Consider the following 25,269-nt stretch of genomic DNA (forward strand, 5'->3'; position numbering starts at 1 on the left):
GTTATAAACGCGATAACGCATTTTCTGCCTGCGGGCGCGCGACATAATGCCCTGGCCCGACTAACTGCAATGGAGCGGGCGCGATCTCCTCCCCACGTTTACGGATGTTGCTGGGGATATCGTCCGACAGCAGCACACGCTGCGGCCTGTGCCGGGAAGGATCGGCCACCGGTACTGCCGCCATTAATTTACGGGTATAGGGATGCTGCGGATTTTCAAACACCGCCCGGCGGGGGCCGATTTCCACAATCTGCCCCAGATACATCACCGCCACGCGATGGCTGATGCGCTCCACTACCGCCATATCGTGTGAAATAAACAGATACGCGATGCCCATTTCCCGCTGCAAATCGAGCAACAGATTAATGATCTGCCCGCGAATCGAGACATCCAGCGCGGAAACTGACTCATCGGCGATAATCACTTTTGGATTCAGCGCCAGCGCGCGGGCGATGCAGATACGCTGACGCTGGCCGCCAGAAAACTCATGCGGATAGCGCCACGCATGTTCCGGGCGCAATCCTACACGCTCAAGCAACCACGCCACCCGCGACGCGGCCGCCTCGCCTTCCAGCAAACCATGCACCCGCAATGGTTCCATTATGGAGTAACCCACCGTCTGGCGCGGGTCGAGCGAAGCGTAAGGGTCCTGAAAAATAAACTGAATATCTCGCCGTAGCGGCTGTAACTTACCGGCAGGAAGCGTGTCGATCCGCCGCCCGTTGAAGGTAATTTCGCCAGCCTGCGACTCCACCAGCCGCAGCAGCGCCCGCCCGGTGGTCGATTTACCGCAGCCGGATTCCCCCACCAGCGAGAGCGTTTCGCCAGGCCAGAGATCAAAGCTGACGTTTTCCACCGCATGCACTTCACGGGTCACGCGGTTAAGAATGCCGCTGCGCAGCGGGAAACGCGTCACCAGGTTGCGCACTTGCAGGATCGGATCGCCTGCCACCACCGTGTCCTGCTCAGTTTGCGGTTCCACACGATCGGGATCGTTCAGTGAAATCAGCGGAAAGCGGCGCGGCAGATCGTGTCCGCTCATCTCGCCTAATTGCGGCACGGCGGCCAGCAGCGCTTTGGTATAAGGGTGCTGCGGCGCGTGGAAAATTTGCTCAACGCTGCCGGTTTCCACCGCTTCGCCCTGATACATCACCAGGACGCGATCGGCAATATCGGCCACCACGCCCATGTCATGGGTGATAAAAATCACCCCCATCGACATATCCTGTTGCAGCACTTTGATCAGTTGCAGGATCTGCGCCTGAATCGTGACGTCCAGCGCGGTGGTCGGTTCATCGGCAATCAGCACCGCCGGGCGGCACGACAACGCCATCGCGATCATCACCCGCTGGCGCATCCCGCCGGAAAGCTGATGCGGGTAACGCGATAAGATGGCCTGCGACTCAGGAATACGCACCTGGTCAAGCATCCGTTTCGCTTCCGCCATTGCCTCTTCGCGGCTCGCCCCCTGATGCAGGCGAATGGACTCGGCAATCTGCTCGCCCACGGTAAATACCGGGTTAAGCGAGGTCATCGGCTCCTGAAAGATCATGGCGATATCCGCGCCGCGCACGCGCTGCATCTGCGCATCGCTTTGTTCTCCCAGTTCAATGACCTGGCGATTACGCCGCCGAAGCAGCATCTGATCGCAGTGAACGTCGCCGCCCGCCTGCTCGATCAGGCGCATCAACGATAACGCCGTAACGGATTTCCCCGATCCCGATTCGCCGACAATCGCCAGCGTTTCGCCTCGCTGAAGCCGAAACGACACATTGCGCACCGCGCTGACGCGTTGCTGCTCCTGCTCGAACGCAATGTTCAAATTTTTGACCGCCAGTACGTCGCTGGCGTCTAATTCGTGACTGTGTGGCACCTGTTGCTCCTCACTCCCGGTAGATCCCCGTCGTTGGCGTATCTCCGGCATATCCCCAGGCGCGATACATGCCTTCGCTGTTAAAAGGTAGGGCGACGTTGCCTTCGTGATCGACGGCAATCAGCCCACCGCTGCCGCCCAGCGCAGGCAATTTCTCCATGACCACACGCTCGCAGGCTTCCGCCAGGCTGAGTCCGCCGTAGTCCATCAGCGCGGCAATATCGTAGGCCGCCAATGCGCGGATAAACACCTCGCCCGTTCCGGTACAGGAAACCGCCGCGCTGGCGTTGTTGGCGTAACACCCAGCCCCGACCAGCGGGCTGTCGCCTACGCGACCAGGCAGTTTATTCGTCATGCCGCCCGTCGACGTGGCCGCCGCCAGATTACCAAACCGATCCCGCGCCACCGCGCCCACGGTGCCCATTTTGGTGGTTTCATCCAACGGCGCGCCGCTATGGTCGAGCACCGTTTCTCCGGCGTCACGCGCCGCCAGCAGTTGCGCATAGCGCTCAGGCGTGGAGAAAAGATCGGCAGAAACGCGCTCCATCCCCCGGGAAGCCGCAAACGCTTCCGCCCCGTCCCCCACCATCAGCACATGCGGGCTTTGCTCCATCACCAGCCTGGCGGCCAGCACCGGGTTGCGTAAATGGCGAACGCCAGCGACAGCGCCTGCGTTAAGCGTATTGCCGTCCATGACGCAGGCATCCAGTTCGTGGGTGGCGTCGCGCGTGTAAACCGCGCCGATCCCGGCATTAAATAATGGGCACTCTTCCAGCAAACGCACCGCTTCCGTCACCACATCCAGCGCGCTTTCGCCCGCCTCCAGCATTTTCTGTCCTGTTTCGACGATGTCCGACAGCGCCTGAATATAGCGCTGTTCCTGCTCCTGGCTCATCTGTGCGCGCGTAATTGCGCCTGCGCCGCCGTGAATAGCAATGACTGCTTTGCCCATTATTTGTCGTCCGTTAGCGGTGGCACACAACTTTCCCTATAAATATCAGAATTGTTGTGAGTTATTGATTCGATTTTTGAATATAGAAAGATGCAGGCGGCATGTAAAGGTAAAGGGCCAGCCCCTAAGTCTGAGGTGGCATACAGCCTGCCCGCATTTTCTGACATAATAGACGGATTCGATTTTGCCTCGCAGGAGTGTTTTCATGGAATTTACCGCCGGACTGATGCCGCTTGAAACGGCGCTCACCCAGATGTTGTCGCGCATTACGCCACTCACGGCATTCGAAACCCTGCCGCTGGTTCACTGTTTTGGCCGCATCCTGGCAAACGATGTGGTCTCCCCGCTGGACGTTCCGGGATTCGATAACGCTGCAATGGACGGTTACGCGGTGCGTTTGGCGGATCTGACCGCTGGTCAACCGCTGCCGGTGGCGGGGAAAGCCTTTGCCGGGCAACCGTTCCAGGGGGAATGGCCTGCTGGCGCCTGTATCCGCATTATGACCGGCGCGCCGGTGCCTGCGGGGTGTGAGGCGGTGGTCATGCAGGAACAGACGGAGCAAACCGACGAAGGCATCCGCTTTACCGCTGACGTTCGTAACGGACAAAACATCCGCCGCCGTGGGGAAGACATCACCCATGACGCCGTGGTTTTCCCGGCGGGGACTCGCCTGACCACCGCAGAACTGCCGGTACTGGCTTCGCTGGGCATCGCCGAAGCGCAGGTCGTGCGCAAAGTGCGCGTGGCGCTGTTCTCCACCGGCGATGAGCTGCAATTGCCGGGTCAGCCGCTGGGCGACGGGCAAATTTATGACACCAACCGCTTAACCGTACACTTGATGCTTGAACAGTTAGGCTGCGAGGTGATCAATCTCGGGATCATTCGCGATAACCCGCAGCAGCTACGCGCCGCCTTTATCGAAGCCGACAGCCAGGCCGATGTGGTTATCAGCTCTGGCGGCGTTTCAGTGGGCGAGGCGGATTACACCAAAACGATCCTTGAAGAGCTGGGGGAAATCGCGTTCTGGAAACTGGCGATTAAACCTGGCAAACCGTTCGCCTTCGGTAAACTGAGCAACAGCTGGTTCTGCGGTCTGCCGGGCAACCCGGTCTCTGCGGCGCTGACGTTCTATCAGCTCGTGCAGCCGTTGCTGGCGAAACTTAGCGGCAATATCGCCAGCGGTCTGCCAGCGCGTCAGCGCGTGCGTACCGCTTCACGGCTGAAGAAAACGCCGGGCCGTCTTGATTTTCAGCGCGGCATTCTGCAACGCACGGCTGACGGCGAACTGGAAGTCACCACCACGGGACACCAGGGTTCGCATATTTTCAGCTCCTTTAGCATGGGTAACTGTTTTATTGTGCTGGAACGCGATCGCGGCAACGTTGACGCGGGCGAATGGGTGGAAGTCGAGCCGTTTAACGCGCTGTTTGGAGGCCTGTAATGGCGGAACTCAGCGACCAGGAGATGATGCGCTACAACCGGCAAATCATTCTGCGAGGGTTCGATTTTGAAGGACAGGAAGCGCTAAAGGATGCGCGGGTGCTGGTCGTTGGCCTGGGTGGGCTCGGGTGTGCGGCAACGCAGTACCTCGCGGGCGCGGGCGTTGGGCAGCTCACGCTGCTCGATTTTGACACCGTTTCAGTGTCGAACCTGCAACGCCAGACGCTGCACAGCGATGCCACCGTCGGGCAGCCGAAGGTGGATTCGGCGCGCGAGGCGCTGGCGCGCATCAACCCTTATATCACCCTTACACCGATCAACGCCCTGCTGGACGAACCGGCGCTGAATGCGCTTATCGCCGGGCACGATCTGGTGCTGGACTGTACTGACAATGTTGCCATCCGTAATCAGCTTAATGCCGGATGTTTCGCCGCCAAAGTGCCGCTGGTTTCCGGCGCCGCCATCCGTATGGAAGGACAGATCACCGTCTTTACCTGGCAGGAAGGCGAACCCTGCTACCGCTGTCTGAGCCGTCTGTTTGGCGAGAACGCCCTCACCTGCGTGGAAGCGGGCGTTATGGCGCCGCTGATAGGGGTGATCGGTTCATTGCAGGCGATGGAAGCCATCAAATTGCTGGCGCATTACGGTCAACCCGCATCCGGCAAGATTGTGATGTACGACGCGATGACCTGTCAGTTCCGCGAAATGAAATTAATGCGCAATCCGGGTTGCGAGGTATGCGGAGCACAGGTGCCGGATGGCGGCTGACGATGGTTTGTAGGCCCGGCAAGCGCAGCGCCCCGGGCATGTTGCCAGATGGCGCCTACGCGTCGCTCAAAGCGACGTTCGTCCGAACGCGCCCTGCCAGTCGTGCTCAAACTTCGCTACTGCGGCATCGACAGCCGGGTAACTGATAAGCTGCTGCGCGACATCCAGCGGCAGGGTGATGGATTCACACCCGGCCAACAGGCAGTCCAGCGCCTGACGCGGCGTTTTAAAACTGGCCGCCAGCACTTTGGCGTGCGGGGCGTGCATTTTCAGTAGCTGCTGCAAATCATTAACCGTCTGAATACCGTTCCCGCCCTGTGCGTCCACGCGGTTAACGTAAGGCGCCACGTAGTCGGCGCCCGCCAGCGCGGATAACAGTCCCTGCGCCGCGCCGTAAACCGCCGTCCCCAGCGTCGGAATACCTTCCGCTTTCAACAATTTAATCGCTGCCAGTCCTTCGGCTGTAACCGGCACTTTTACCACGATATCAGGAATAATCGCCCGCAGCTTACGCGCATCGCTGACCATTCCTTGCGCCGTGCTCGCCATCACCTGAGCGAATAAACGCCCCTGCCCGCCCATCGCGTCGTGCAATTCCGGGAGTAACACCTCCAACGGTTTTTTACCTGCCGCCACGATACTGGGATTCGTCGTCACCCCTGCCAGCGGGAATATACGCGCCAGCGATTTCACGGCCTCAACGTCAGACGTATCCAGATAGAGTTCCATAACCATTCCTCAAACTGTGAGATTTTGCATAGTTTAAGACTATCACGACAAAACCTCTCTGAGAGTTGACCTGCATCAACATAACTTTCATTCGAAAGTTATTTAATCTTTATACGAAAGAAAGAGAGGCCGTTTATGATTTTCAATATTCAGCGCTATTCTACCCATGATGGCCCCGGCATTCGCACCGTTGTCTTCCTGAAAGGCTGCTCGCTGGGCTGCCGCTGGTGCCAGAACCCGGAAAGCCGCGCACGCGCCAGAGATCTCTTATACGATGCGCGCCTGTGCCTTGACGGGTGCACGCTGTGCGCACAAGCCGCGCCAGAGGTGATCGAACGCGCGCTGAACGGCCTGCTTATTCATCGCGAAAAACTGACCGATGCGCATATGGATGCCCTCACCCACTGCTGCCCTACTCAGGCGTTAACCGTCTGCGGCGAAACAAAGCGCGTGGAAGAGATCATGGACACCGTACTGCGCGACAAGCCGTTTTACGATCGCAGCGGCGGCGGTATAACGCTCTCCGGCGGCGAGCCCTTTATGCAGCCGGAACTGGCCGCCGCGTTGTTCAAAGCCAGCCATGATGCGGGTATCCATACCGCGGTCGAAACCTGTCTGCACGTACCGTGGAAATATATCGAACCGTCCCTGCCGAATGTCGATCTGTTCCTCGCCGATTTAAAACACGTTGCCGAGGCGCCGTTTAAGCAGTGGACCGATGGCAGCGCTTCTCGCGTACTGGAAAACCTGAAAAAGCTCGCTGCCGCCGGTAAAAGAATGATCATCCGCGTGCCGCTCATTCAGGGTTTTAACGCCGATGAAGAGGCGATCAAAGCCATTACCGATTTTGCCGCCGACGAACTGCACGTCGGTGAGATCCATTTTCTGCCCTATCACACGCTGGGCATCAATAAATACCACTTACTCAGTCAGCCCTACTATGCCCCGGACAAACCACTTGATGCGCCCGCGTTGCTTGATTTTGCGCAGCAGTACGCCAGCAGCAAAGGTTTAACCGCGACTTTACGAGGATAATCCCATGACCACACTGAAACTGGATACGCTCAGCGACCGCATCAAAGCGCATAAAACCGCGCTGGTGCACATTGTGAAGCCGCCCGTATGTACGGAGCGCGCGCAGCACTACACCGAGATGTATCAGCAACATCTGGATAAGCCGATTCCGGTTCGTCGCGCGCTGGCGCTGGCGCACCATCTGGCGGAACGCACTATCTGGATCAAACATGACGAACTGATTATCGGCAACCAGGCAAGCGAAGTGCGCGCCGCGCCGATCTTCCCGGAATACACCGTCTCGTGGATTGAAAAAGAGATCGACGATCTGGCCGATCGCCCTGGTGCCGGTTTTGCGGTCAGCGAAGAGAACAAACGCGTTTTACACGCCGTGTGCCCGTGGTGGCGTGGTCAGACGGTACAGGACCGCTGCTACGGCATGTTTACCGATGAGCAAAAAGGTCTGCTGGAAACCGGCATCATTAAAGCCGAGGGCAACATGACCTCCGGCGACGCGCATCTGGCGGTAAACTTCCCGTTGCTGCTGGAAAAAGGTCTTGATGGTCTGCGTGACAAGGTGGCGGAACGCCGTTCGCGCATTAACCTGACCGTACTGGAAGACCTGCACGGCGAGCAGTTCCTGAAAGCGATTGATATCGTGCTGGAGGCGGTCAGCCTGCACATCAAACGTTTTGCCGACCTGGCGCGTCAGATGGCGGCGACAGAAAGCCGTGAAAGTCGCCGTGACGAACTGCTGGCGATGGCGGAGAACTGCGATCTCATCGCCCATCAGCCGCCGCAGACGTTCTGGCAGGCGCTGCAACTGTGCTATTTCATCCAGTTAATTTTGCAAATCGAGTCTAACGGCCACTCCGTCTCGTTTGGACGTATGGATCAGTATCTCTGGCCGTATTACCGTCGTGATGTGGAGCAAAACCAGACGCTGGATCGCGAACACGCGATTGAACTGCTGCACAGCTGCTGGCTGAAGCTGCTGGAAGTGAACAAGATCCGCTCCGGCTCTCACTCCAAAGCCTCTGCGGGCAGCCCGCTGTATCAGAACGTCACCATTGGCGGTCAGAGTCTGGTCAACGGTCAGCCGGTGGATGCGGTCAATCCGCTCTCTTACGCTATTCTGGAGTCCTGCGGCCGCCTGCGTTCCACCCAGCCGAACCTCAGCGTGCGCTATCACGCCGGAATGAGCAACGACTTCCTCGATGCCTGCGTGCAGGTTATTCGCTGCGGCTTTGGGATGCCCGCGTTCAATAACGACGAAATCGTTATCCCGGAATTTATTAAACTCGGTATCGACCCACAAGACGCTTACGACTACGCGGCCATCGGCTGTATCGAAACCGCCGTGGGTGGCAAATGGGGCTACCGCTGCACCGGCATGAGCTTCATTAACTTTGCCCGCGTGATGCTGGCAGCGCTGGAAGGCGGTCGCGACGCCACCAGCGGTAAGGTCTTCCTGCCGCAGGAAAAGGCGCTCTCCGCCGGTAACTTCACCAGCTTCGATGAAGTGATGGACTCCTGGGATACGCAGATTCGCTACTACACGCGCAAATCGATCGAAATCGAGTACGTGGTCGACACCATGCTGGAAGAGAACGTCCATGACATTCTCTGCTCGGCGCTGGTGGATGATTGCATCGAACGCGCGAAGAGCATCAAACAAGGCGGCGCGAAATATGACTGGGTTTCCGGTTTGCAGGTCGGTATCGCTAACCTCGGCAACAGCCTGGCGGCGGTGAAAAAACTGGTCTTTGAACAGGGGGCTATCGGCCAACAGCAACTTGCCGCCGCACTGGCCGATGACTTTGAAGGCCTCACTCATGAACAGTTACGCCAGCGGCTGATCAACGGCGCGCCAAAATACGGTAACGACGATGACACCGTCGATACCCTGCTGGCCCGCACTTATCAGACCTATATCGACGAGCTGAAGCAGTATCACAACCCGCGTTACGGTCGCGGCCCGACGGGCGGCAACTATTACGCCGGAACCTCGTCCATCTCTGCAAACGTACCGTTTGGCGCGGCAACGATGGCGACGCCGGATGGCCGTAAAGCGCATACCCCGCTGGCGGAAGGGGCAAGCCCGGCTTCCGGTACTGACCATCTCGGTCCAACGGCGGTTATTGGCTCCGTCGGCAAACTGCCTACCGGCTCAATTCTCGGCGGCGTGTTGCTCAACCAGAAGCTGAACCCGGCGACGCTGGAGAACGAATCCGACAAGCAGAAGCTGATGATACTGCTGCGCACTTTCTTCGAAGTGCATAAAGGCTGGCATATTCAGTACAACATCGTGTCGCGCGAAACGCTGCTGGACGCGAAGAAGCACCCGGATCAGTATCGCGATCTGGTGGTCAGGGTGGCCGGTTATTCCGCCTTCTTTACCGCACTGTCGCCGGATGCGCAGGACGATATCATCGCCCGTACTGAACATATGTTGTAAAAATATGCCCGGTGGCGCTTCGATTACCAGGCCTACATATTCCCCCGTAGGCCGGATAAGGCGAAGCCGCCACCCGGCTTTCTGACTTTCATTCGAAATTAAATTTGTGCTCCCCGTCACCTTGTTATTAGAATGTTTCAAAACGCAGTGACCCAGGAGCAATGTATGACCGTTAAAGTTATCGTCACTGATATGGACGGAACTTTTCTCGACGACGCCAAAAAGTACGATCACGCACGATTTATGGCGCAGTATCAGGAACTAAAAAAACGCGGCATCGAATTTGTCGTCGCCAGCGGCAATCAGTATTACCAACTCATTTCCTTTTTCCCCGAGCTGAAAGACGAAATTTCCTTCGTCGCGGAAAATGGCGCGCTGGTTTATGAGCATGGCAAGCAGCTGTTTCATGGCGAACTGACCCGGCATGAATCCCGTATTGTGATTGGCGAGCTGTTAAAAGATAAGCAGCTTAATTTTGTCGCCTGCGGCCTGAAAAGCGCTTATGTCAGCGAACATGCGCCGGAATCTTTTGTGGCGCTGATGTCGAAGCACTACCACCGTCTGCAACCCGTGAAGGATTACCAGGACATTGACGATGTTCTGTTTAAGTTTTCACTGAACCTGCCAGACCAGCAGATCCCCTTCGTGGTCGATGCGCTGCATACGTCGCTGGACGGCATTATGAAACCCGTGACCAGCGGCTTCGGCTTCATCGACTTAATCATACCGGGATTACACAAAGCGAACGGCATCAGCCGTCTGTTGAAACGCTGGGATCTTTCGCCGCAAAATGTGGTGGCGATTGGCGACAGCGACAACGATGCGGAAATGCTGAAAATGGCGCGGTACGCTTTCGCGATGGCGAACGCCGCAGACAACATCAAAGCCCTCAGCCGTTATCATACCGATGATAACAACCATCAGGGGGCGTTAAACGTGATTCAGGCCGTACTGGATAACGCCCCGCCTTTTAACGTCTGATTCCAGATACCGGAGCGCTGCTCCGGTTTCCCCCTGCTTTTCCATTCTGCGTACCGCATCAAGTTTTTAAACTTGCATTAACTTATTTATAACTTATATTGTCATTTGTAATTAATTTAAGTTTCGAATGAAAGTCAATGCGAGGTGGTTATGGCTTTAACCTTCACAAGCGATACATTACCGGCCGATCATAAAGCGGCGATCCGGCAGATGAAGCAGGCGTTGCGGGCGCAGCTCGGTGATGTGCAGGGCGTTTTTGACAGGCTCAGCGAGGTGATTGCCACACGCGTGGCGGAAATCAATACGCTCAAAGCGCAGGGCGATGCCGTCTGGCCTGCGCTGTCTTACGCGGATATCCAGTCCGGCGCCATCACGGCAGCGCAGCGTGAACAGATCAAGCGGCGCGGATGCGCGGTCATTAAGGGCCATTTCCCGCGGGAACAGGCGCTGGCATGGGATCAATCCATGCTGGATTATCTGGATCGCAACCATTTTGATGAGGTGTACAAAGGTCCCGGCGATAACTTCTTCGGCACATTAACCGCCTCCCGCCCTGAAATTTATCCGATTTACTGGTCGCAGGCGCAGATGCAGGCTCGTCAGAGCGAAGAGATGGCGAACGTTCAGTCTTTCCTTAATCGGCTGTGGACATTTGAAAGCGACGGCAGACAGTGGTTCAACCCGGATATCAGCGTGATCTACCCGGATCGCATCCGCCGCCGCCCACCCGGCACCACCTCAAAAGGTCTGGGGGCGCATACCGATTCCGGCGCGCTGGAACGCTGGCTGCTGCCCGCCTATCAACGGGTTTTCGCCAGTATCTTTAACGGCGAGCTGGAAAAGTACGATCCCTGGCATGCCGCCTACCGTACCGAAGTCGAAGAGTATACGGTCGATAACACCACCAAATGCTCGGTTTTCCGCACCTTCCAGGGGTGGACGGCGCTGTCAGATATGCTGCCGGGCCAGGGCTTGCTGCATGTGGTGCCGATTCCAGAAGCGATGGCGTATATCCTGTTACGCCCCCTGCTGGATGACGTTCCTGAAGATGAACTGTGCGGCGTTGCGCCAGGCCGGGTGCTGCCGGTTTCGCAACAATGGCATCCGCTGCTGATTGAGGCATTGACCAGTATTCCGCAACTGGAGGCCGGGGACTCCGTCTGGTGGCATTGCGATGTGATCCACTCCGTCGCGCCGGTGGAAAATCAGCAAGGCTGGGGGAACGTGATGTACATCCCCGCCGCGCCGATGTGTGAGAAAAACCTGGCTTACGCGCACAAGGTCAAAGCCGCGCTGGAAACGGGCGCATCGCCAGGCGATTTCCCGCGTGAAGATTACGAAACAAACTGGGAAGGCCGTTTTACGCTGAGCGATCTGAACGTTCACGGAAAACGCGCGCTGGGCATGAGTTAAGCGTCATACAGCCCTTCCCGCTCTACGGCGGTGCGTCGTTTTCCTGGACGTATCCGCCGCACCGACTCCCGCACCGTCAACGTGCCGTTCAGCAACAGCGTACCGATTGGCGCATTCGGACGAACCAGACGTTGTTGCAGCATATGTACCGCCTCCGTCCCCAGCTCATCGCGCGGCACATGTACTGCTGTTAACGGCACATCCTGAATTTCCGCCAGATTAAAGCCGTCAATACTCATCACCGACACATCCTGCGGCACGCGAAGGCCGCGCTTTTGCAACGCGCTGATGACGCCCGCCGCCATAAAATCACCGCCGACCAAAAACGCCGTCGGCAATGCCTTATCCGGCGTATTCGCCAGCCATTCGCTGACCCGCTGCTCCGCCTCTTTCGCACTGAAACTCGGCGATACCAGTAAATCCCGCTTATCGTTAAATTTCAGATTATGGGTTTGCCAGGCGTCGCGAATGCCGGCCAGACGCAGCTCCATCGTGTAGCGACGCAGGCAGAGCACCGTCATCACGTCGCGATGCCCCATTGAAAAAAGATAATCAGCGGCAAGTTCGCCAATGGCGCGGTGATCGGGCGAAACGGCTGGCAAACGCATTCGCTGGTCGCGGCAATTAATCAGTACGCAGGGTTTCCCCACGTCCACCGCCAAATCGTGAATATGCGGATCGTCAATCCCTAACAAAATCGCCGCCTGCGTTTCCGCTTCGTTCATCCGCGCGAGGAAAAGCTGCGCGTCACTGTCCAGCTCCTCAAGCGCGCAATAACGCAGCCGTACTTCATACGCCGTCAGTCCTTTACTCACGTTCTGAATCACGCGGTAGTAAAAGATGTCGGACCGCTCATCAAACGCCCGCTGCGGCGCAAAGACCACCAGACTATTCAGCAACAGCCTGCCTGCCGCCATCCCATCCATGACGCCCAGCTCCCGCGCGCACTCCAGCACTTTGTTGCGCGCTTTTTCACTGGTATTTGCCTTCCCCGCCAGCACGCGGGAGACGGTGCTGACGGAAAGCTGCGTCCGCGCGGCAATTTCGCTGATTTTGAGCCTTTTATCCATTTTGTGATCTTGCTCCATTTGCTAAATGAAAAAATTTTCATAACGCACAAACAGGGAAATAACTGGCTTAACGTCCATCTTGCCAGAGCGATACCGTTAGTAATGAGAAAACTTGCACAAAATCCACTATTGCCCGCCCATTTTCTCACTTAACCTGAACTTGTCACACAACTTACATACTAGTTGTATAGCAACTAAGAATAAATAAAAAGATAACTTTCAATGAGATAACAAAATTTGTGTGACACCCAAACGTTTATTTCCCCTACCGTCCGTCTTGTGGAGAAAAGAAATGAGTCAGGACATCAATAACACTGTCGCCGCGAGTAAAACCCGCCGCGTCATCAAAAATTTGCGCTGGTATGTGCTGGTGCTGTTCTTACTGGGTGTGACCGTTAACTACATCACGCGTAACTCGCTGGGTATCCTGGCGCCGGAGCTGAAAGAGAGTCTGGGGATCACCACCGAGCAATACTCCTGGATTGTCGGCGCGTTCCAGATTGCCTACACCATTTTCCAGCCCCTGTGCGGCTGGCTGATCGATGTGATTGGCCTGAAGATTGGCTTTATGGTCTGCGCCGGGATCTGGGCGCTGATGTGTATCTTCCACGCGGGCGCCGGAAGCTGGCTGCATCTGGCTATTTTGCGCTTCTTTATGGGCGCATCTGAAGCGGCCGCTACGCCAGCCAACGCCAAAACCATCGGCGAATGGTTCCCGAAATCAGAGCGTCCGGTCGCGGCGGGCTGGGCGGGCGTCGGCTTCTCAATTGGCGCCATGCTGGCGCCGCCAATCATCTACTTCGCGCACGCCTCATTCGGCTGGCAGGGTGCATTTATGTTTACCGGCGTGCTGGCGCTGCTGTGGGTGATCCTGTGGTGGGCGTTCTACCATAACCCGGAACAGCACCCGAACCTGAGTGAAGAGGAGCTGGAGTACATCAAGCAGGATAACGAGCCTCCGGCCGTGAAACTGCCCTTCCTGACCGCGCTGAAAACCGTGTCGAAAAATAAACGTTTCTACGGTATCGCGATCCCGGCCTTTATGGCAGAACCGGCCTGGGCGGTGCTGAGCTTCTGGGTACCGCTGTATCTGGCGAAGGAACACGGTATGGATCTGAAGCAGATCGCCATGTTCGCCTGGCTGCCGTTCCTCGCCGCCGATCTCGGCAGCGTGGCGAGCGGCTACCTCACCCGCCTGTATACCCGTCTGTTTGGCTGCTCTCGCGTTAACTCCGTGGTGGCAAGCTCCGTGACCGGCGCGTTTCTGATGATTTCTCTCGGCATCGTGGCCATTACCCGCGATCCGTATATCACCATCGTGCTGATCTCCATCGGCGGCTTCGGTCATCAGATCATCTCCTGCATGCTGAGCGCGCTGGTCGTGGAGTCGTTTGATAAAGGCCAGATGGCGACCGTCAACGGAATGCGCGGCTCTGCGGCGTGGATCGCCAGCTTCCTCTTCTCTCTGTTAATTGGCGTTACCGCCGACAAAATCGGCTTTAACCCGCTCTTTATCGCCATGGGGTTCTTTGACCTGATTGGCGCTGTTTTCCTGGTGGCATTTATTGCTGAACGTCGCGCCAAGCGCGCCTGATAGTGGATGTATTGCGTATGAAAACCCTGAAAAACTGGATTGTAGAGAAACAGTCGGCCCATCATCTGGAACTGCTGGTAGATGGTCAACACCATCTGTGCCTGTACGTACTGGAAGAAAATCTGTTTCGCGTGCTGATCAAACGTAAAGGCGAACTGGCATTAGACAGAACCTGGAGTATCGCCCCGGCGCAGGATGTGCCGTGGGAAGGCCGCAGCCGTGAGGATGTCAGCGGCTTTAGCTGCCCGGCCTGGCAACTGACGCAGCAGGATGGCGCGCTGATTGTCGCCACTGAGCAACTGCGCGTGACCGTCCACCAGCCGCTGTGGCTGGAGTGGCACTATCGCGATGAGGCGGGCGACTGGCAGCCGCTGGTCAACGACCGCCCCACCAGCGCCTATCTGCTGAACGCTCACGGCGACGGCGTGGCGCACTATTTAAGCCGCCGTAAAGATGAACGTTTTTACGGCCTGGGCGAGAAAGCGGGCGACCTGCAACGCAACGGCCAACGCTATGAGATGCGCAACCTTGATGCGATGGGCTATAACGCGGTCAGCACCGATCCGCTGTACAAACATATTCCATTCACCATCGCCCGCCGCGATGACGTCAGCTACGGTCTGTTTTACGACAACCTGAGCAGCTGCTGGCTGGATCTGGGCAATGAAATCGACAACTATCACACCGCCTATCGCCGCTGGCAGGCGGAAGCGGGCGATATCGATTACTACATCTTTACCGGCAAGCGTGTGCTGGATGTCACCAAAGCCTTTGTGCGCCTGACGGGGAAAACCCTGTTCGGGCCGAAGTGGAGCCTGGGTTACAGCGGCTCGACCATGCATTACACCGATGCGCCGGACGCGCAAAACCAGCTGATGAACTTTATCCGTCTGTGCAATGAACACGCGATTCCGTGCGATTCGTTCCAGCTTTCATCTGGCTACACCTCCATTAACGGCAAACGCTACGTCTTTAACTGGAACTACGACAAGGTGCCGCAGCCGAAAGTAATGACCCAGGCATTCCACGATGCGGGGTTGAAGCTGGCGGCCAACATTAAACCGTGTTTGTTGCAGGATCACCCGCGCTACAACGAAGTCGCGGAAAGAGGGTTATTTATCCGTGATTCGGAAACCGACGCGCCGGAACGTTCAAGTTTCTGGGATGACGAAGGTTCTAACCTTGATTTCACCAATCCGCAAACCGTCGCCTGGTGGCAGGAAGGCGTCACCACGCAGTTGCTGGAGATGGGGATCGACTCCACCTGGAACGACAACAACGAGTTTGAAGTGTGGGATGGCGAAGCCCGCTGCCACGGCTTTGGCCGCGAAATCGCCATCAAACATATTCGCCCGGTCATGCCGCTGTTAATGATGCGCGCCTCGCTGGAAGCGCAGCAGCGCTTTGCGCCGGAAAAACGCCCGTACCTGATCTCCCGTTCCGGCTGCGCCGGGATGCAGCGTTACGTGCAAACCTGGAGCGGCGATAACCGCACCAGTTGGGATACCCTGCGCTACAACACCCGCATGGGGCTGGGGATGAGTCTGTCCGGGCTGTATAACGTGGGTCACGACGTCGGCGGTTTCTCTGGCGATAAACCGGATGCGGAGCTGTTCGTGCGTTGGGTACAGAATGGCGTGATGCACCCTCGCTTTACCATCCACTCATGGAATGACGATCATACGGTGAATGAGCCGTGGATGTACCCGGGCGTAACGCCGGCGATTCGTAGCGCGATTGAGCTACGTTACCGTCTGCTGCCCTACTTCTACACGCTGCTGTGGCAGGCGCACGCCGACGACGAGCCGATGCTGCGCCCCACTTTCCTCGACCACGAGCACGACGCGCAAACCTTCGCAGAGTGCGACGACTTCCTGCTTGGCCGCGATATTCTGGTGGCGAGCGTGGTGGAACCCGGTCAACGTGAACGCCGCGTCTGGCTGCCGGATAACGAAACCGGCTGGTACGATTTCGATAGCCACGAATGGTTCTCTGGGGGCCAGTGGATCACGCTGAACGCGCCGCTGGAAAAACTGCCGCTGCTGGTACGCGTCGGTGCAGGCCTGCCGCTGAGCGAACGGATCACCCATGTCAGCGCTGAACGCGACGATACCCGCGAACTGAAACTGTTCCCGGTTAAAGGCGTGGGGACAACGTCCGGTCTGCTGTTTGAAGACGATGGCGAAAGCTGGGGTTATCAGACGGGCAATGCCCTGTGGGTGGAGTGGGAGATGGTGTGCGATGGGGCGACCGTCAACCTGAAAATCAACGCGCGTGGCGACTATCGTCCGGCATGGAACATGTTGAAGGTATCGTTACCGGTAGGGGAAAAACGTACGCTGCGGGTGAATGGCGTTGAAGGGAGTGAGTGGGTGCTCTGAAAATTGCCGGGTGGCGGCTTCGCCTTACCCGGCCTACAAACTGTAGCGTAGGCCCGGTAAGCGTAGCGCCACCGGGCTTTTTTTTAGCCGTCGATCCCTTTACTACGCAGATAATCTTCGTAGTTGCCGCTGAAGTCCACCACACGCTGCGGCGTAATTTCCAGCACGCGCGTCGCCAGCGAGCTAACAAACTCACGGTCGTGAGAAACGAAAATCAGGGTGCCCTGATACATCTCCAGCGCCATGTTCAGCGATTCGATCGATTCCATATCCAGGTGGTTGGTCGGTTCGTCCATCACCAGGATATTCGGTTTCTGCATCATCAGCTTACCGAACAACATACGCCCTTTTTCACCACCGGAGAGCACCTTCGCCGGTTTTCTGATATCGTCCTGGCTGAACAACAGACGGCCAAGAATGCTGCGTACAGCCTGCTCGTCATCGCCTTCCTGCTTCCACTGACTCATCCATTCAAACACCGTCAGGTCATTTTCGAACTCATATTCGTGATCCTGCGCGTAATACCCAATGCGCGCGTTCTCTGACCATTTCACGGTGCCGTTATCCGGCGCCAGATCGCCCACCAGCGTTTTCAGCAACGTGGATTTACCCACGCCGTTAGTCCCGAGTACCGCAAGCTTTTCGCCCACTTCCAGCAGCAGATTAACGCCCTTGAACAGCGGGCCATTATCAAAGCCTTTCGCGAGCGCTTCCACTTCCAGCGCGTTACGGAACAGCTTCTTATCCTGTTCAAAACGGATGAACGGGTTCTGACGGCTGGAGGCCTTCACCTCATCAAGCTTAATTTTATCAATCTGACGGGCACGAGACGTTGCCTGGCGAGACTTAGACGCGTTAGCGCTAAAGCGGCTGACGAAAGATTGCAGGTCTGCAATCTGCGCCTTTTTCTTGGCGTTATCGGCCAGCAGGCGTTCACGCGCCTGGGTGGCGGCAGTCATATACTCGTCGTAGTTACCCGGGTAAATGCGCAGTTCGCCGTAATCCAGATCCGCCATATGCGTACACACCATATTCAGGAAGTGACGGTCGTGCGAAATGATGATCATGGTGCTGTCACGTTCGTTCAGTACCTGCTCCAGCCAACGGATCGTGTCGATGTCGAGGTTGTTGGTCGGTTCATCAAGCAGCAGGATATCGGGGTCGGAAAACAGCGCCTGCGCCAGCAGGACACGCAGTTTCCAGCCTGGCGCGACTTCGCTCATCGGGCCGTAGTGCTGCTCAACCGGAATACCCACGCCCAGCAGCAGTTCGCCCGCGCGCGCTTCGGCAGAGTAACCATCCATTTCGCCGTATTTCACTTCCAGATCGGCCACTTTATAGCCATCTTCTTCACTCATTTCCGGCAGCGCGTAGATGCGGTCGCGTTCCTGTTTTACTTCCCACAGTTCAACATGCCCCATGATCACTGTGTCGAGTACGCTAAACTCTTCGAAGGCAAACTGATCCTGGCGCAGCTTACCGATACGCTCGTTTGGATCGAGAGAGACGTTGCCCAGCGTCGGTTCGAGATCGCCGCCGAGGATTTTCATAAAAGTGGATTTACCGCTACCGTTGGCGCCAATCAGGCCGTAACGGTTGCCGCCGCCAAATTTGACGGAAATATTTTCAAACAGCGGCTTGCTGCCGAACTGCATGGTGACGTTGCTGGAAACTAACACTGGCGTATCCTGAAAAATATGTGACAAACCGCTTATTATGCCACAAGTCTTAAATAAGATCGCGCCTCACGGTAAGCCGCTAAAATTGTCCTCACGGGAAAAAAATGTGATTTCGTACACATCTGAATTCCCACTTAACGGGAATGCACATATAATGCGCTCCCAACATGACAGAATTCTCAACCCAATAGCCTGCCAGGCACTGAATCTCGCATAACATGAATATGAAATTAACAACGTTTTTCGCGGCGACCCTCGCTGTAGTTGGCTTTTGCAGCACCGCCTCAGCGGTGACTTATCCTTTACCGACCGATGGCAGTCGCGTCGTTGGTCAAAACCAGGTGATCACTATCCCGGAAGGCAATACCCAACCGCTGGAGTATTTTGCGGCTGAATACCAGATGGGGCTGTCTAACATGCTGGAAGCGAACCCGGGTGTTGATACCTTCCTGCCAAAAGGCGGTACGGTGCTGAACATTCCTCAGCAGCTGATCCTGCCGGACACCGTGCATGAAGGCATTGTCATTAACAGTGCGGAAATGCGTCTGTACTACTACCCGAAAGGCACCAACACGGTGATCGTCCTGCCGATTGGTATCGGTCAGTTAGGGAAAGACACGCCAATCAACTGGACAACGAAAGTTGAGCGTAAGAAAGCAGGCCCGACCTGGACGCCGACGGCGAAAATGCATGCCGAATACCGCGCGGCGGGCGAACCGCTGCCAGCCGTCGTGCCGGCTGGCCCGGATAACCCGATGGGTCTGTACGCGCTGTACATTGGTCGTCTGTATGCGATTCATGGCACCAACGCCAACTTCGGTATCGGCCTGCGCGTCAGCCACGGCTGCGTCCGTCTGCGTAACGACGACATCAAGTTCCTGTTTGAAAATGTGCCGGTCGGCACCCGCGTACAGTTTATCGACGAGCCGGTGAAAGCGACCACTGAGCCAGATGGCAGCCGTTACATTGAAGTCCATAACCCTCTGTCTACCACGGAAGCGCAGTTCGAAGGCGGCGAGATCGTACCGATTAACCTGAACAAAAGCGTTCAGAGCGTCACCAGCCAGCCTGATGTCGATCAGTCTGTGGTTGAGCAGGCCGTTCAGAACCGTTCCGGTATGCCGGTTCGTCTGAACTGATCAGAGCCATGTGCCGGGTGGCGACTCTCGCCTTACCCGGCCTACCGCGTCGGCCCGATAAGCATAGCGCCATCGGGCCATCACTTCAGCAGCAACAATCCATATCCCACCAGCGCCGCCCAGAGCAGCATCGGCAACGAATACCAATGAAACCGCCACCAGATACGCCGATCATTTGCCATCCGCAATGCAATCAGATTCGCCAGCGATCCCGGTAGCAAACCAAAACCACCGATATTGACCGCCCAGGCCAGCAACGCGGTCGGCGGAACGTAGTTGAGCAATAAAATCGTGGCGGGCACATTGCTGATAAACTGCGACAGACCGAGCGCAGTCAGCCAAAGCCCCGGCGCAGAGAGCGTTTCAACATGGCGCAGTACGCCCTGTAACACCGGTAGCTGTATCAATAAATGCACGTCGATAAACATCACCATAAACACCAGCAGTAACGTCCAGTCGACGCTCAGTACCACGCGGCGCGCCAGGACGATGAACCCTGCCGCCACAATCGCCAGCCCCCAGAGTTCCTGCTTCAGTTCAAGCGCGGTCAGAAACACGATATACAACCCAGAGCAGCTCCACACCAGGCGCGGTTGCCACTCAGGGGCGCGCGTACCGGTATGGTATTGCAACGCCTGCCCCGGAAAACAAAGGCCGCACAGCACCAACAGCGTCAGCATCATCACGGCGGCAAGCGGCGCCATCTGCCAGACAAAAGCCGCAAATGAAAGACCAGAACGCCCCCACAACAAAATATTTTGCGGATTGCCAATCGGCGTGAGCAGCGAACCGGCGTTGACCGCCAGCGCCTCAAAGATAATCAGCCGGTTTACCGGAATCGCACACAGTCTTTTCAGGGTAATAGTCAGCGGAACGACGATAAACAGCGCCACATCGTTGGTCAGGAACGTTGACAGCACCGCCGCCGCCAGCACCATAAACATTGCCAGACGGCGTTCCGTTTTAAAACGACGAACCATTCTGCGGCCCAGCACATCAAAATATCCGCTCAGCTCAACGCCTTTGGTCAGCAGCATCAAACCGCTCAGCGTAATAATGGTGTGCCAGTCAATTGCACCCGGCCAGGTGCGGGGAGTAAACGGGACGAACAGACTGAGTCCGGCCCCGACAAGGAGTAATAACAGCAGGAAACGATCGCGTCTTAATGCCCGCAGAAAAGGAAAACTCATTCAGAAGGCGTTCCGTGCTTTTGCGTAAACAGGCGGAAAGCCTCAAGCGTTTCCTGGCTTACATGGTGCTCCATCCCTTCCGCATCGCGGCGTGCGATTTCCGGGCTGACACCCAGCACCAGTAAAAAGTTTTCCACGATCTGGTGGCGTTCACGGCTTTCCTGCGCCAGCTTCTCGCCTTCTGCGGTCAGGAATACCCCGCGCCAGGGGATCATTTCGATAAGCCCTACCGACGCCAGACGCTTGAGCATCTTGGCGACCGTCGGCTGGGAAACGCCAAGTCGCGCCGCCATATCAACCTGACGCGCTTCACCGACCTCGATAATTAAATCGGAAATCAGCTCAACGTAGTCATCGATCAGTTCACGGCGATGCGCTTCCCTGACCTGGCGGAACCCTTCGACGTGTTCTTCGACATTCACTAATTGCGTCACTTTTTTTGTTGTTGGCGTACCTGCGCGACGACTCATTCTGCTTCCTCGTTACTGTGACGCGTTAATTGCATCTGGCTGGAGTGGGCCCATTGTAAACCAGAGTTGCACAGGCTCAAAAATTTAACGTTTTAGCAATAGCTATATAATATAGCCTGTGCTATATCTGTATGTAATGCAGGCATCCCTCACGGATCGATGGGATCGTAAAGTCAGGAGGTTTCTATGAACGAATTTAAGAGGTGTATGCGCGTGTTTAGCCACTCTCCCTTTAAAGTACGGTTAATGCTGCTGTCCATGCTGTGTGACATGATCAACGGCAAACCCGAGCAGGATCAGCCCTCGTCAAAATAACGCGGCGTCGCGGTACGCCGCTCCATTTTGACGCCATCTTCGCGGCCATCAAGGTGCGCTCGCGCTGTGTTTTATCTCAATACCCTTTCTTTTTGTCGGTTTTGCTGCCCCCTTCGCAAAACATTTTCCTTGTAGTAGTTGACCTTCTTATACACACGCTCTATCGTTGCGCAGCCCTGCATATATTGCGGCTCGCAGATGCGGACCCCATCCCCTCTTCACGCACTTTCCGGCAGGTATTGACCCTTAACGCCAGGGTGAGCACATGGCGTTTTTGCAATAGTGGCATATGAATTTAACCCTCAAAGACTCGCTTATTGCCCGCAGCAGGGCCATTAGCCCGTGGACTGGCTTCTACTTTTTACAGTCGCTGCTGATTAACCTCGCGTCGGGCTACCCGTTTAGCCTGTTCTATACAGCAGCCTTTACCTGCCTATTGCTGTTGCTCTGGCGCACCGCGCCGCGCGCGCAAAAGGTGTTGATCGGGCTATGCTCGCTGATCGCCGCCATGTATTTTCCGTTCGGCCAGGCCTACGGCTCGCCAAACTTTAATACGCTGCTGGCGCTGCATTCGACCAACGTGGAAGAGTCCACCGAAATCCTGACCATCTTCCCGTGGTACAACTATCTGGTAGGCCTCTTTATCTTTGCACTGGGCGTGATTGCCGTTCGCCGTAAGCAAGAGACGGAGAAAAAAGCCTGGCGCGTTGTGGACAGCGTGTGTCTGCTGTTCAGCATCATCGCCTTTTTTGTCGCGCCGGTGCAAAACCTGGCGTGGGGCGGCGTGTTTAAATTAAAAGACACCGGCTACCCGGTTTTTCGCTTCGTGAAGGATGTCATCGTCAACAACAATGAGGTGATTGAGGAGCAAGAGCGGATGGCGAAGCTGTCCGGGATGAAGGATACCTGGACGGTCACTGCGGTTAAGCCCCAATACCATACCTACGTGGTGGTGATCGGTGAAAGCGCGCGGCGTGACGCAATGGGCGCATTCGGCGGTCACTGGGATAACACCCCGTTCGCCAGTACCGCCAACGGTTATTTTTTCATGGATTACGTTGCCGCCAGCGGCTCAACGCAAAAATCGCTCGGTTTAACGCTCAATCGCGTGGTCGACAACAAGCCGCAATTCCAGGATAACTTCGTGACGCTGGCCAACCGTGCCGGTTTCCAGACCTGGTGGTTCTCGAATCAGGGGCAAATCGGCGAATACGATACGGCTATCGCCAGCATCGCGAAACGTGCCGATGAAGCGCACTTCCTGAAAAGCGGAGACTTCGAAGCCGACAAGAATACGCGTGACGATGCGCTGTTAAAAATGACCGCTCAGGTACTGGAGACAGAACGCACGCAGCCGCAGTTAATTGTGCTGCACCTGATGGGCTCGCACCCGCAGGCCTGCGATCGCACGCAGGGAAAATACGACGTTTTCGTGCAGTCGAAAGAGACCTCTTGCTACCTGTACACCATGACCCAAACGGACGCATTACTGGGAAAACTGTACGCGCAGTTGCGTAACAGCGGCGACAGCTTCTCTATGGTCTACTTCTCGGATCATGGCCTCGCATTTAAAGAGCGCGGGAAAGAGGTGCAGTATCTGGCGCATGACGACAGGTATCAGCAGAATTTTCAGGTGCCGTTTATGGTGCTTTCCAGCGATGACAAAGCGCATCACGTGATTAAAGCGCGCCGCTCGGCAAATGATTTCTTAGGCTTTTTCTCGCAATGGACGGGGATCAGCGCGAAAGAGATTAAAACCAAATACCGTTTTATCTCTGAGCAGAAAGCCGGACCGGTCTTCATCACCAACTTCAAGTTGCAGAAGGTGGATTACAACCATCTGGGTACGGATATTTTTAGTACCAAACAGCGCTAAACCTGTAGTCCTGATAATGTTGTAGACCTGATAAGACGCCTCAGCGTCGCCATCAGGCATTGCCGGATGGCGGCATAAATACCTTATCCGGCCTACACATCAGACAAAAAAATCCGCCCCGAGGGGCGGATTTTTCATATCACCGAAGTGATTAGAAGCGGTAACCAACACCGGCGATCCAGGTGCCGACGTCCACGTTACGGATACGGCTCTGCTCATAAGAGAAGTCCAGCGCAACGTTTTCGATCGGGTTGAACTGCAAACCGGCACCGTAGGAGAAACCGTAGTCGCTGGTGTCGTGTTTGTCAGCCGGGGTGGCAGCAGTCTGGAATTTACCGTAACCCACACCAACAACACCGTAGATGCTTGCCCAGTCGTTCAGACGGTAAGCAGGACCGGCGGTGAGGCCGTAGTACTGAGTTTTGTTGTAATCGCCAGCACCGTTAGTACGATCTTTTTCTGTGTAGGTGAAGGAACCGATTACGCCCAGCGGGTTGTTGTCCTGCTCGTAGCGATACTTCAGGTTAAAACCGTTCATTTTGTTCGCTGCGCCCTGAGCATCGCTCTGAGCGTAACCACCCGTAACGGTAGAAGTAGCAGCTACAGCAGTACCTGCGGAAATAGCCAGAACAGCGGCCAGTGCTGAAAGACATGCAATTTTTTTCATAACCACCTCAAATGTGCTTCAAGTAAATCCTAAGTTATAAATATATCAAAAATTGATGAGAAACTCTTTGCGATTCGCGATGTCTAACGGGTCTTTTCGTGTAACAGAACATTTCCATAACCCGCTATCTCTTTCAAATAACATCACTTTTCCGGTGAAGCGCACCATTATTACGCGCACAATATGGTACATTCATCCAGATAATTCCTAATTACGCAGTTTATTAATCCATCAATTCATCGATATTTTACGGATTCTCCGGGATTTTTTTTCAACGAATACTCAACCGTCAGAGGTTATTTCTATTACACTGCCTTTTTTACTTCTATTGACATTAATTGACAGGAGAAAGGATGCCGGGGTCGTCACGTAAGCCAGTCTGGCTGCCTATTTTGGTTTTGCTCATTGCGATGTCCTCTATTCAGAGCGGAGCCTCGCTGGCGAAATCGCTGTTCCCTCTCGTCGGGGCGCCGGGCGTTACCGCACTGCGTCTGGCATTAGGCACGCTAATCCTGATTGCGTTCTTTAAGCCCTGGCGTCTGCGCTTTGCCAGAGAACAGCGGCTGCCGCTCCTGTTTTACGGTCTGTCGCTTGGCGGGATGAACTACCTGTTTTACCTGTCGATTCAGACGGTGCCGCTCGGCATCGCCGTTGCGCTGGAGTTCACCGGGCCGCTGGCGGTCGCGCTGTTCTCGTCCAGACGGCCTGTCGATTTCATCTGGGTTGTGCTGGCCGTGCTTGGACTCTGGTTCCTGTTGCCGCTTGGTCAGGGCGTATCGCATGTTGATTTAACGGGTGCCGCGCTGGCGCTCGGCGCAGGCGCCTGCTGGGCTATCTATATTCTGACCGGGCAGCGGGCGGGTGAAGAACACGGCCCCGCGACCGTGGCGGTAGGCTCGCTCATTGCGGCGATCGTTTTCGTTCCGGTTGGCGCGCTACAGGCGGGAGAAGCACTATGGCACTGGTCGATTCTCCCGCTGGGTCTGGCTGTCGCCGTGCTGTCAACGGCGCTGCCCTACTCGCTGGAAATGATCGCGCTGACGCGACTGCCCACGCGAACGTTTGGGACGCTGATGAGCATGGAGCCCGCGCTGGCTGCCGTTTCGGGGATGATTTTCCTGGGAGAAACGCTGACGCTGGTGCAGCTTCTGGCCCTGGCCGCCATCATTGCCGCCTCGATGGGGTCCACGCTCACCATCCGGCGAGAAACGAAAATTCAGCAAGTCGACATTAATTAACGTTACAATTCTGCATGATTTG

20 protein-coding genes are annotated in these 25,269 nt (G+C 56.2%); 12 read left to right on the forward strand and 8 right to left on the reverse strand.

What is annotated here, in order from left to right:
- Position 1 precedes the first annotated feature (1 nt).
- Both gsiA and iaaA read right to left on the reverse strand, forming a co-directional pair.
- Positions 2–1,873 carry a glutathione ABC transporter ATP-binding protein GsiA gene (gsiA, locus tag FD428_RS14160; protein ID WP_024130503.1) on the reverse strand — a complete coding sequence of 624 codons (1,872 nt, stop codon included), beginning with the start codon at positions 1,871–1,873 and terminating at the stop codon, positions 2–4.
- 10 nt (positions 1,874–1,883) lie between these two features.
- Positions 1,884–2,825 carry a beta-aspartyl-peptidase gene (iaaA, locus tag FD428_RS14165; RefSeq protein WP_012133130.1) on the reverse strand — a complete coding sequence of 314 codons (942 nt, stop codon included), beginning with the start codon at positions 2,823–2,825 and terminating at the stop codon, positions 1,884–1,886.
- A gap of 205 nt (positions 2,826–3,030) precedes the next feature.
- Here iaaA and moeA point away from each other — a divergent pair, with 205 nt between their 5' ends.
- A complete protein-coding gene (moeA, locus tag FD428_RS14170) occupies positions 3,031–4,266 on the forward strand; it encodes a molybdopterin molybdotransferase MoeA (RefSeq protein ID WP_012133131.1) in 1,236 nt (411 codons plus the stop codon).
- Positions 4,266–5,033 (forward strand): molybdopterin-synthase adenylyltransferase MoeB, encoded by a 768-nt coding sequence (gene moeB, locus FD428_RS14175; RefSeq protein ID WP_012133132.1) that lies wholly within the window; start codon positions 4,266–4,268, stop codon positions 5,031–5,033. The genes moeA and moeB overlap by 1 nt, the downstream gene beginning before the upstream one ends.
- A gap of 66 nt (positions 5,034–5,099) precedes the next feature.
- Here the strand turns inward: moeB and fsa are convergent, their stop codons facing one another.
- Complete coding sequence (gene fsa / locus FD428_RS14180; protein ID WP_024130504.1) at positions 5,100–5,762, reverse strand: fructose-6-phosphate aldolase; 663 nt, start codon at positions 5,760–5,762, stop codon at positions 5,100–5,102.
- A gap of 135 nt (positions 5,763–5,897) precedes the next feature.
- Between fsa and FD428_RS14185 the strand changes: the two genes are divergently transcribed.
- The 4 genes from FD428_RS14185 to FD428_RS14205 all read left to right on the forward strand — a co-directional run bounded on the left by FD428_RS14185 (position 5,898) and on the right by FD428_RS14205 (position 11,628).
- Positions 5,898–6,797 (forward strand): glycyl-radical enzyme activating protein, encoded by a 900-nt coding sequence (locus FD428_RS14185; RefSeq protein WP_114848481.1) that lies wholly within the window; start codon positions 5,898–5,900, stop codon positions 6,795–6,797.
- A 4-nt stretch (positions 6,798–6,801) separates the two neighbouring features.
- Positions 6,802–9,234 carry a glycyl radical protein gene (locus tag FD428_RS14190; RefSeq protein WP_114848482.1) on the forward strand — a complete coding sequence of 811 codons (2,433 nt, stop codon included), beginning with the start codon at positions 6,802–6,804 and terminating at the stop codon, positions 9,232–9,234.
- Positions 9,235–9,399: 165 nt separating this feature from the next.
- A complete protein-coding gene (locus tag FD428_RS14200) occupies positions 9,400–10,215 on the forward strand; it encodes a Cof-type HAD-IIB family hydrolase (protein WP_110494504.1) in 816 nt (271 codons plus the stop codon).
- A gap of 150 nt (positions 10,216–10,365) precedes the next feature.
- Positions 10,366–11,628: a DUF1479 domain-containing protein gene (locus FD428_RS14205; protein ID WP_047457936.1), complete on the forward strand. Its 1,263-nt coding sequence runs from the start codon at positions 10,366–10,368 to the stop codon at positions 11,626–11,628.
- On the opposite strand, the gene FD428_RS14210 is transcribed toward FD428_RS14205, so the two are convergent.
- Positions 11,625–12,698, reverse strand: coding sequence for a LacI family DNA-binding transcriptional regulator (locus tag FD428_RS14210; protein ID WP_024130506.1), 1,074 nt, complete (start codon positions 12,696–12,698; stop codon positions 11,625–11,627). The two genes, FD428_RS14205 and FD428_RS14210, sit on opposite strands and share 4 nt — an antisense overlap.
- A 292-nt stretch (positions 12,699–12,990) precedes the next feature.
- On the opposite strand from FD428_RS14210, the gene FD428_RS14215 reads away from it, so the two are divergent.
- Together FD428_RS14215 and FD428_RS14220 are read left to right on the forward strand one after the other, a co-directional pair.
- Complete coding sequence (locus tag FD428_RS14215; RefSeq protein ID WP_012133145.1) at positions 12,991–14,292, forward strand: MFS transporter; 1,302 nt, start codon at positions 12,991–12,993, stop codon at positions 14,290–14,292.
- 17 nt (positions 14,293–14,309) lie between these two features.
- Entirely contained in the window at positions 14,310–16,673 is a 2,364-nt protein-coding gene (locus tag FD428_RS14220; protein ID WP_137675739.1) for a TIM-barrel domain-containing protein, read from the forward strand.
- A gap of 83 nt (positions 16,674–16,756) precedes the next feature.
- Here the strand turns inward: FD428_RS14220 and FD428_RS14230 are convergent, their stop codons facing one another.
- Positions 16,757–18,352 carry an ABC-F family ATPase gene (locus FD428_RS14230; protein ID WP_047457942.1) on the reverse strand — a complete coding sequence of 532 codons (1,596 nt, stop codon included), beginning with the start codon at positions 18,350–18,352 and terminating at the stop codon, positions 16,757–16,759.
- 218 nt (positions 18,353–18,570) lie between these two features.
- Between FD428_RS14230 and ldtB the strand changes: the two genes are divergently transcribed.
- Entirely contained in the window at positions 18,571–19,491 is a 921-nt protein-coding gene (gene ldtB / locus FD428_RS14235; RefSeq protein WP_114848484.1) for a L,D-transpeptidase, read from the forward strand.
- Positions 19,492–19,571: 80 nt separating this feature from the next.
- Here the strand turns inward: ldtB and FD428_RS14240 are convergent, their stop codons facing one another.
- Positions 19,572–20,681 carry an anion transporter gene (locus FD428_RS14240; protein WP_114848485.1) on the reverse strand — a complete coding sequence of 370 codons (1,110 nt, stop codon included), beginning with the start codon at positions 20,679–20,681 and terminating at the stop codon, positions 19,572–19,574.
- Positions 20,678–21,151 carry a manganese-binding transcriptional regulator MntR gene (mntR, locus tag FD428_RS14245; protein ID WP_012133150.1) on the reverse strand — a complete coding sequence of 158 codons (474 nt, stop codon included), beginning with the start codon at positions 21,149–21,151 and terminating at the stop codon, positions 20,678–20,680. The genes FD428_RS14240 and mntR overlap by 4 nt, the downstream gene beginning before the upstream one ends.
- Positions 21,152–21,337: 186 nt before the next feature.
- On the opposite strand from mntR, the gene mntS reads away from it, so the two are divergent.
- Both mntS and FD428_RS14255 read left to right on the forward strand, forming a co-directional pair.
- The gene (mntS, locus tag FD428_RS14250) at positions 21,338–21,466 is read left to right on the forward strand and encodes a manganase accumulation protein MntS (protein WP_047457949.1); all 129 of its coding nucleotides are present in this window, start codon (positions 21,338–21,340) and stop codon (positions 21,464–21,466) included.
- A gap of 289 nt (positions 21,467–21,755) precedes the next feature.
- Entirely contained in the window at positions 21,756–23,342 is a 1,587-nt protein-coding gene (locus tag FD428_RS14255) for a phosphoethanolamine transferase (RefSeq protein ID WP_114848486.1), read from the forward strand.
- Positions 23,343–23,493: 151 nt separating this feature from the next.
- Here the strand turns inward: FD428_RS14255 and ompX are convergent, their stop codons facing one another.
- Positions 23,494–24,009 (reverse strand): outer membrane protein OmpX, encoded by a 516-nt coding sequence (ompX, locus tag FD428_RS14260; protein ID WP_012133153.1) that lies wholly within the window; start codon positions 24,007–24,009, stop codon positions 23,494–23,496.
- Between the two features lie 353 nt (positions 24,010–24,362).
- Here ompX and rhtA point away from each other — a divergent pair, with 353 nt between their 5' ends.
- Positions 24,363–25,247, forward strand: coding sequence for a threonine/homoserine exporter RhtA (gene rhtA, locus FD428_RS14265; protein WP_012133156.1), 885 nt, complete (start codon positions 24,363–24,365; stop codon positions 25,245–25,247).
- The last annotated feature ends 22 nt before the right edge of the window (positions 25,248–25,269 follow it).

Origin of the sequence: Citrobacter sp. TBCP-5362 (assembly GCF_005406305.1) — a bacterium.
Taxonomy (GTDB): Bacteria; Pseudomonadota; Gammaproteobacteria; order Enterobacterales; family Enterobacteriaceae; genus Citrobacter_B; species Citrobacter_B koseri.

Excerpts from the sequence above, each read along its gene's own strand:
- iaaA (WP_012133130.1), bottom strand. The coding sequence starts at position 2,825 with ATGGGCAAAGCAGTCATTGCTATTCACGGCGGCGCAGGCGCAATTACG.
- moeA (WP_012133131.1), top strand. The coding sequence starts at position 3,031 with ATGGAATTTACCGCCGGACTGATGCCGCTTGAAACGGCGCTCACCCAG.
- moeB (WP_012133132.1), top strand. The coding sequence starts at position 4,266 with ATGGCGGAACTCAGCGACCAGGAGATGATGCGCTACAACCGGCAAATC.
- fsa (WP_024130504.1), bottom strand. The coding sequence starts at position 5,762 with ATGGAACTCTATCTGGATACGTCTGACGTTGAGGCCGTGAAATCGCTG.
- FD428_RS14185 (WP_114848481.1), top strand. The coding sequence starts at position 5,898 with ATGATTTTCAATATTCAGCGCTATTCTACCCATGATGGCCCCGGCATT.
- FD428_RS14190 (WP_114848482.1), top strand. The coding sequence starts at position 6,802 with ATGACCACACTGAAACTGGATACGCTCAGCGACCGCATCAAAGCGCAT.
- FD428_RS14200 (WP_110494504.1), top strand. The coding sequence starts at position 9,400 with ATGACCGTTAAAGTTATCGTCACTGATATGGACGGAACTTTTCTCGAC.
- FD428_RS14205 (WP_047457936.1), top strand. The coding sequence starts at position 10,366 with ATGGCTTTAACCTTCACAAGCGATACATTACCGGCCGATCATAAAGCG.
- FD428_RS14210 (WP_024130506.1), bottom strand. The coding sequence starts at position 12,698 with ATGGATAAAAGGCTCAAAATCAGCGAAATTGCCGCGCGGACGCAGCTT.
- FD428_RS14215 (WP_012133145.1), top strand. The coding sequence starts at position 12,991 with ATGAGTCAGGACATCAATAACACTGTCGCCGCGAGTAAAACCCGCCGC.
- FD428_RS14220 (WP_137675739.1), top strand. The coding sequence starts at position 14,310 with ATGAAAACCCTGAAAAACTGGATTGTAGAGAAACAGTCGGCCCATCAT.
- ldtB (WP_114848484.1), top strand. The coding sequence starts at position 18,571 with ATGAATATGAAATTAACAACGTTTTTCGCGGCGACCCTCGCTGTAGTT.
- FD428_RS14240 (WP_114848485.1), bottom strand. The coding sequence starts at position 20,681 with ATGAGTTTTCCTTTTCTGCGGGCATTAAGACGCGATCGTTTCCTGCTG.
- mntR (WP_012133150.1), bottom strand. The coding sequence starts at position 21,151 with ATGAGTCGTCGCGCAGGTACGCCAACAACAAAAAAAGTGACGCAATTA.
- mntS (WP_047457949.1), top strand. The coding sequence starts at position 21,338 with ATGAACGAATTTAAGAGGTGTATGCGCGTGTTTAGCCACTCTCCCTTT.
- FD428_RS14255 (WP_114848486.1), top strand. The coding sequence starts at position 21,756 with ATGAATTTAACCCTCAAAGACTCGCTTATTGCCCGCAGCAGGGCCATT.
- ompX (WP_012133153.1), bottom strand. The coding sequence starts at position 24,009 with ATGAAAAAAATTGCATGTCTTTCAGCACTGGCCGCTGTTCTGGCTATT.
- rhtA (WP_012133156.1), top strand. The coding sequence starts at position 24,363 with ATGCCGGGGTCGTCACGTAAGCCAGTCTGGCTGCCTATTTTGGTTTTG.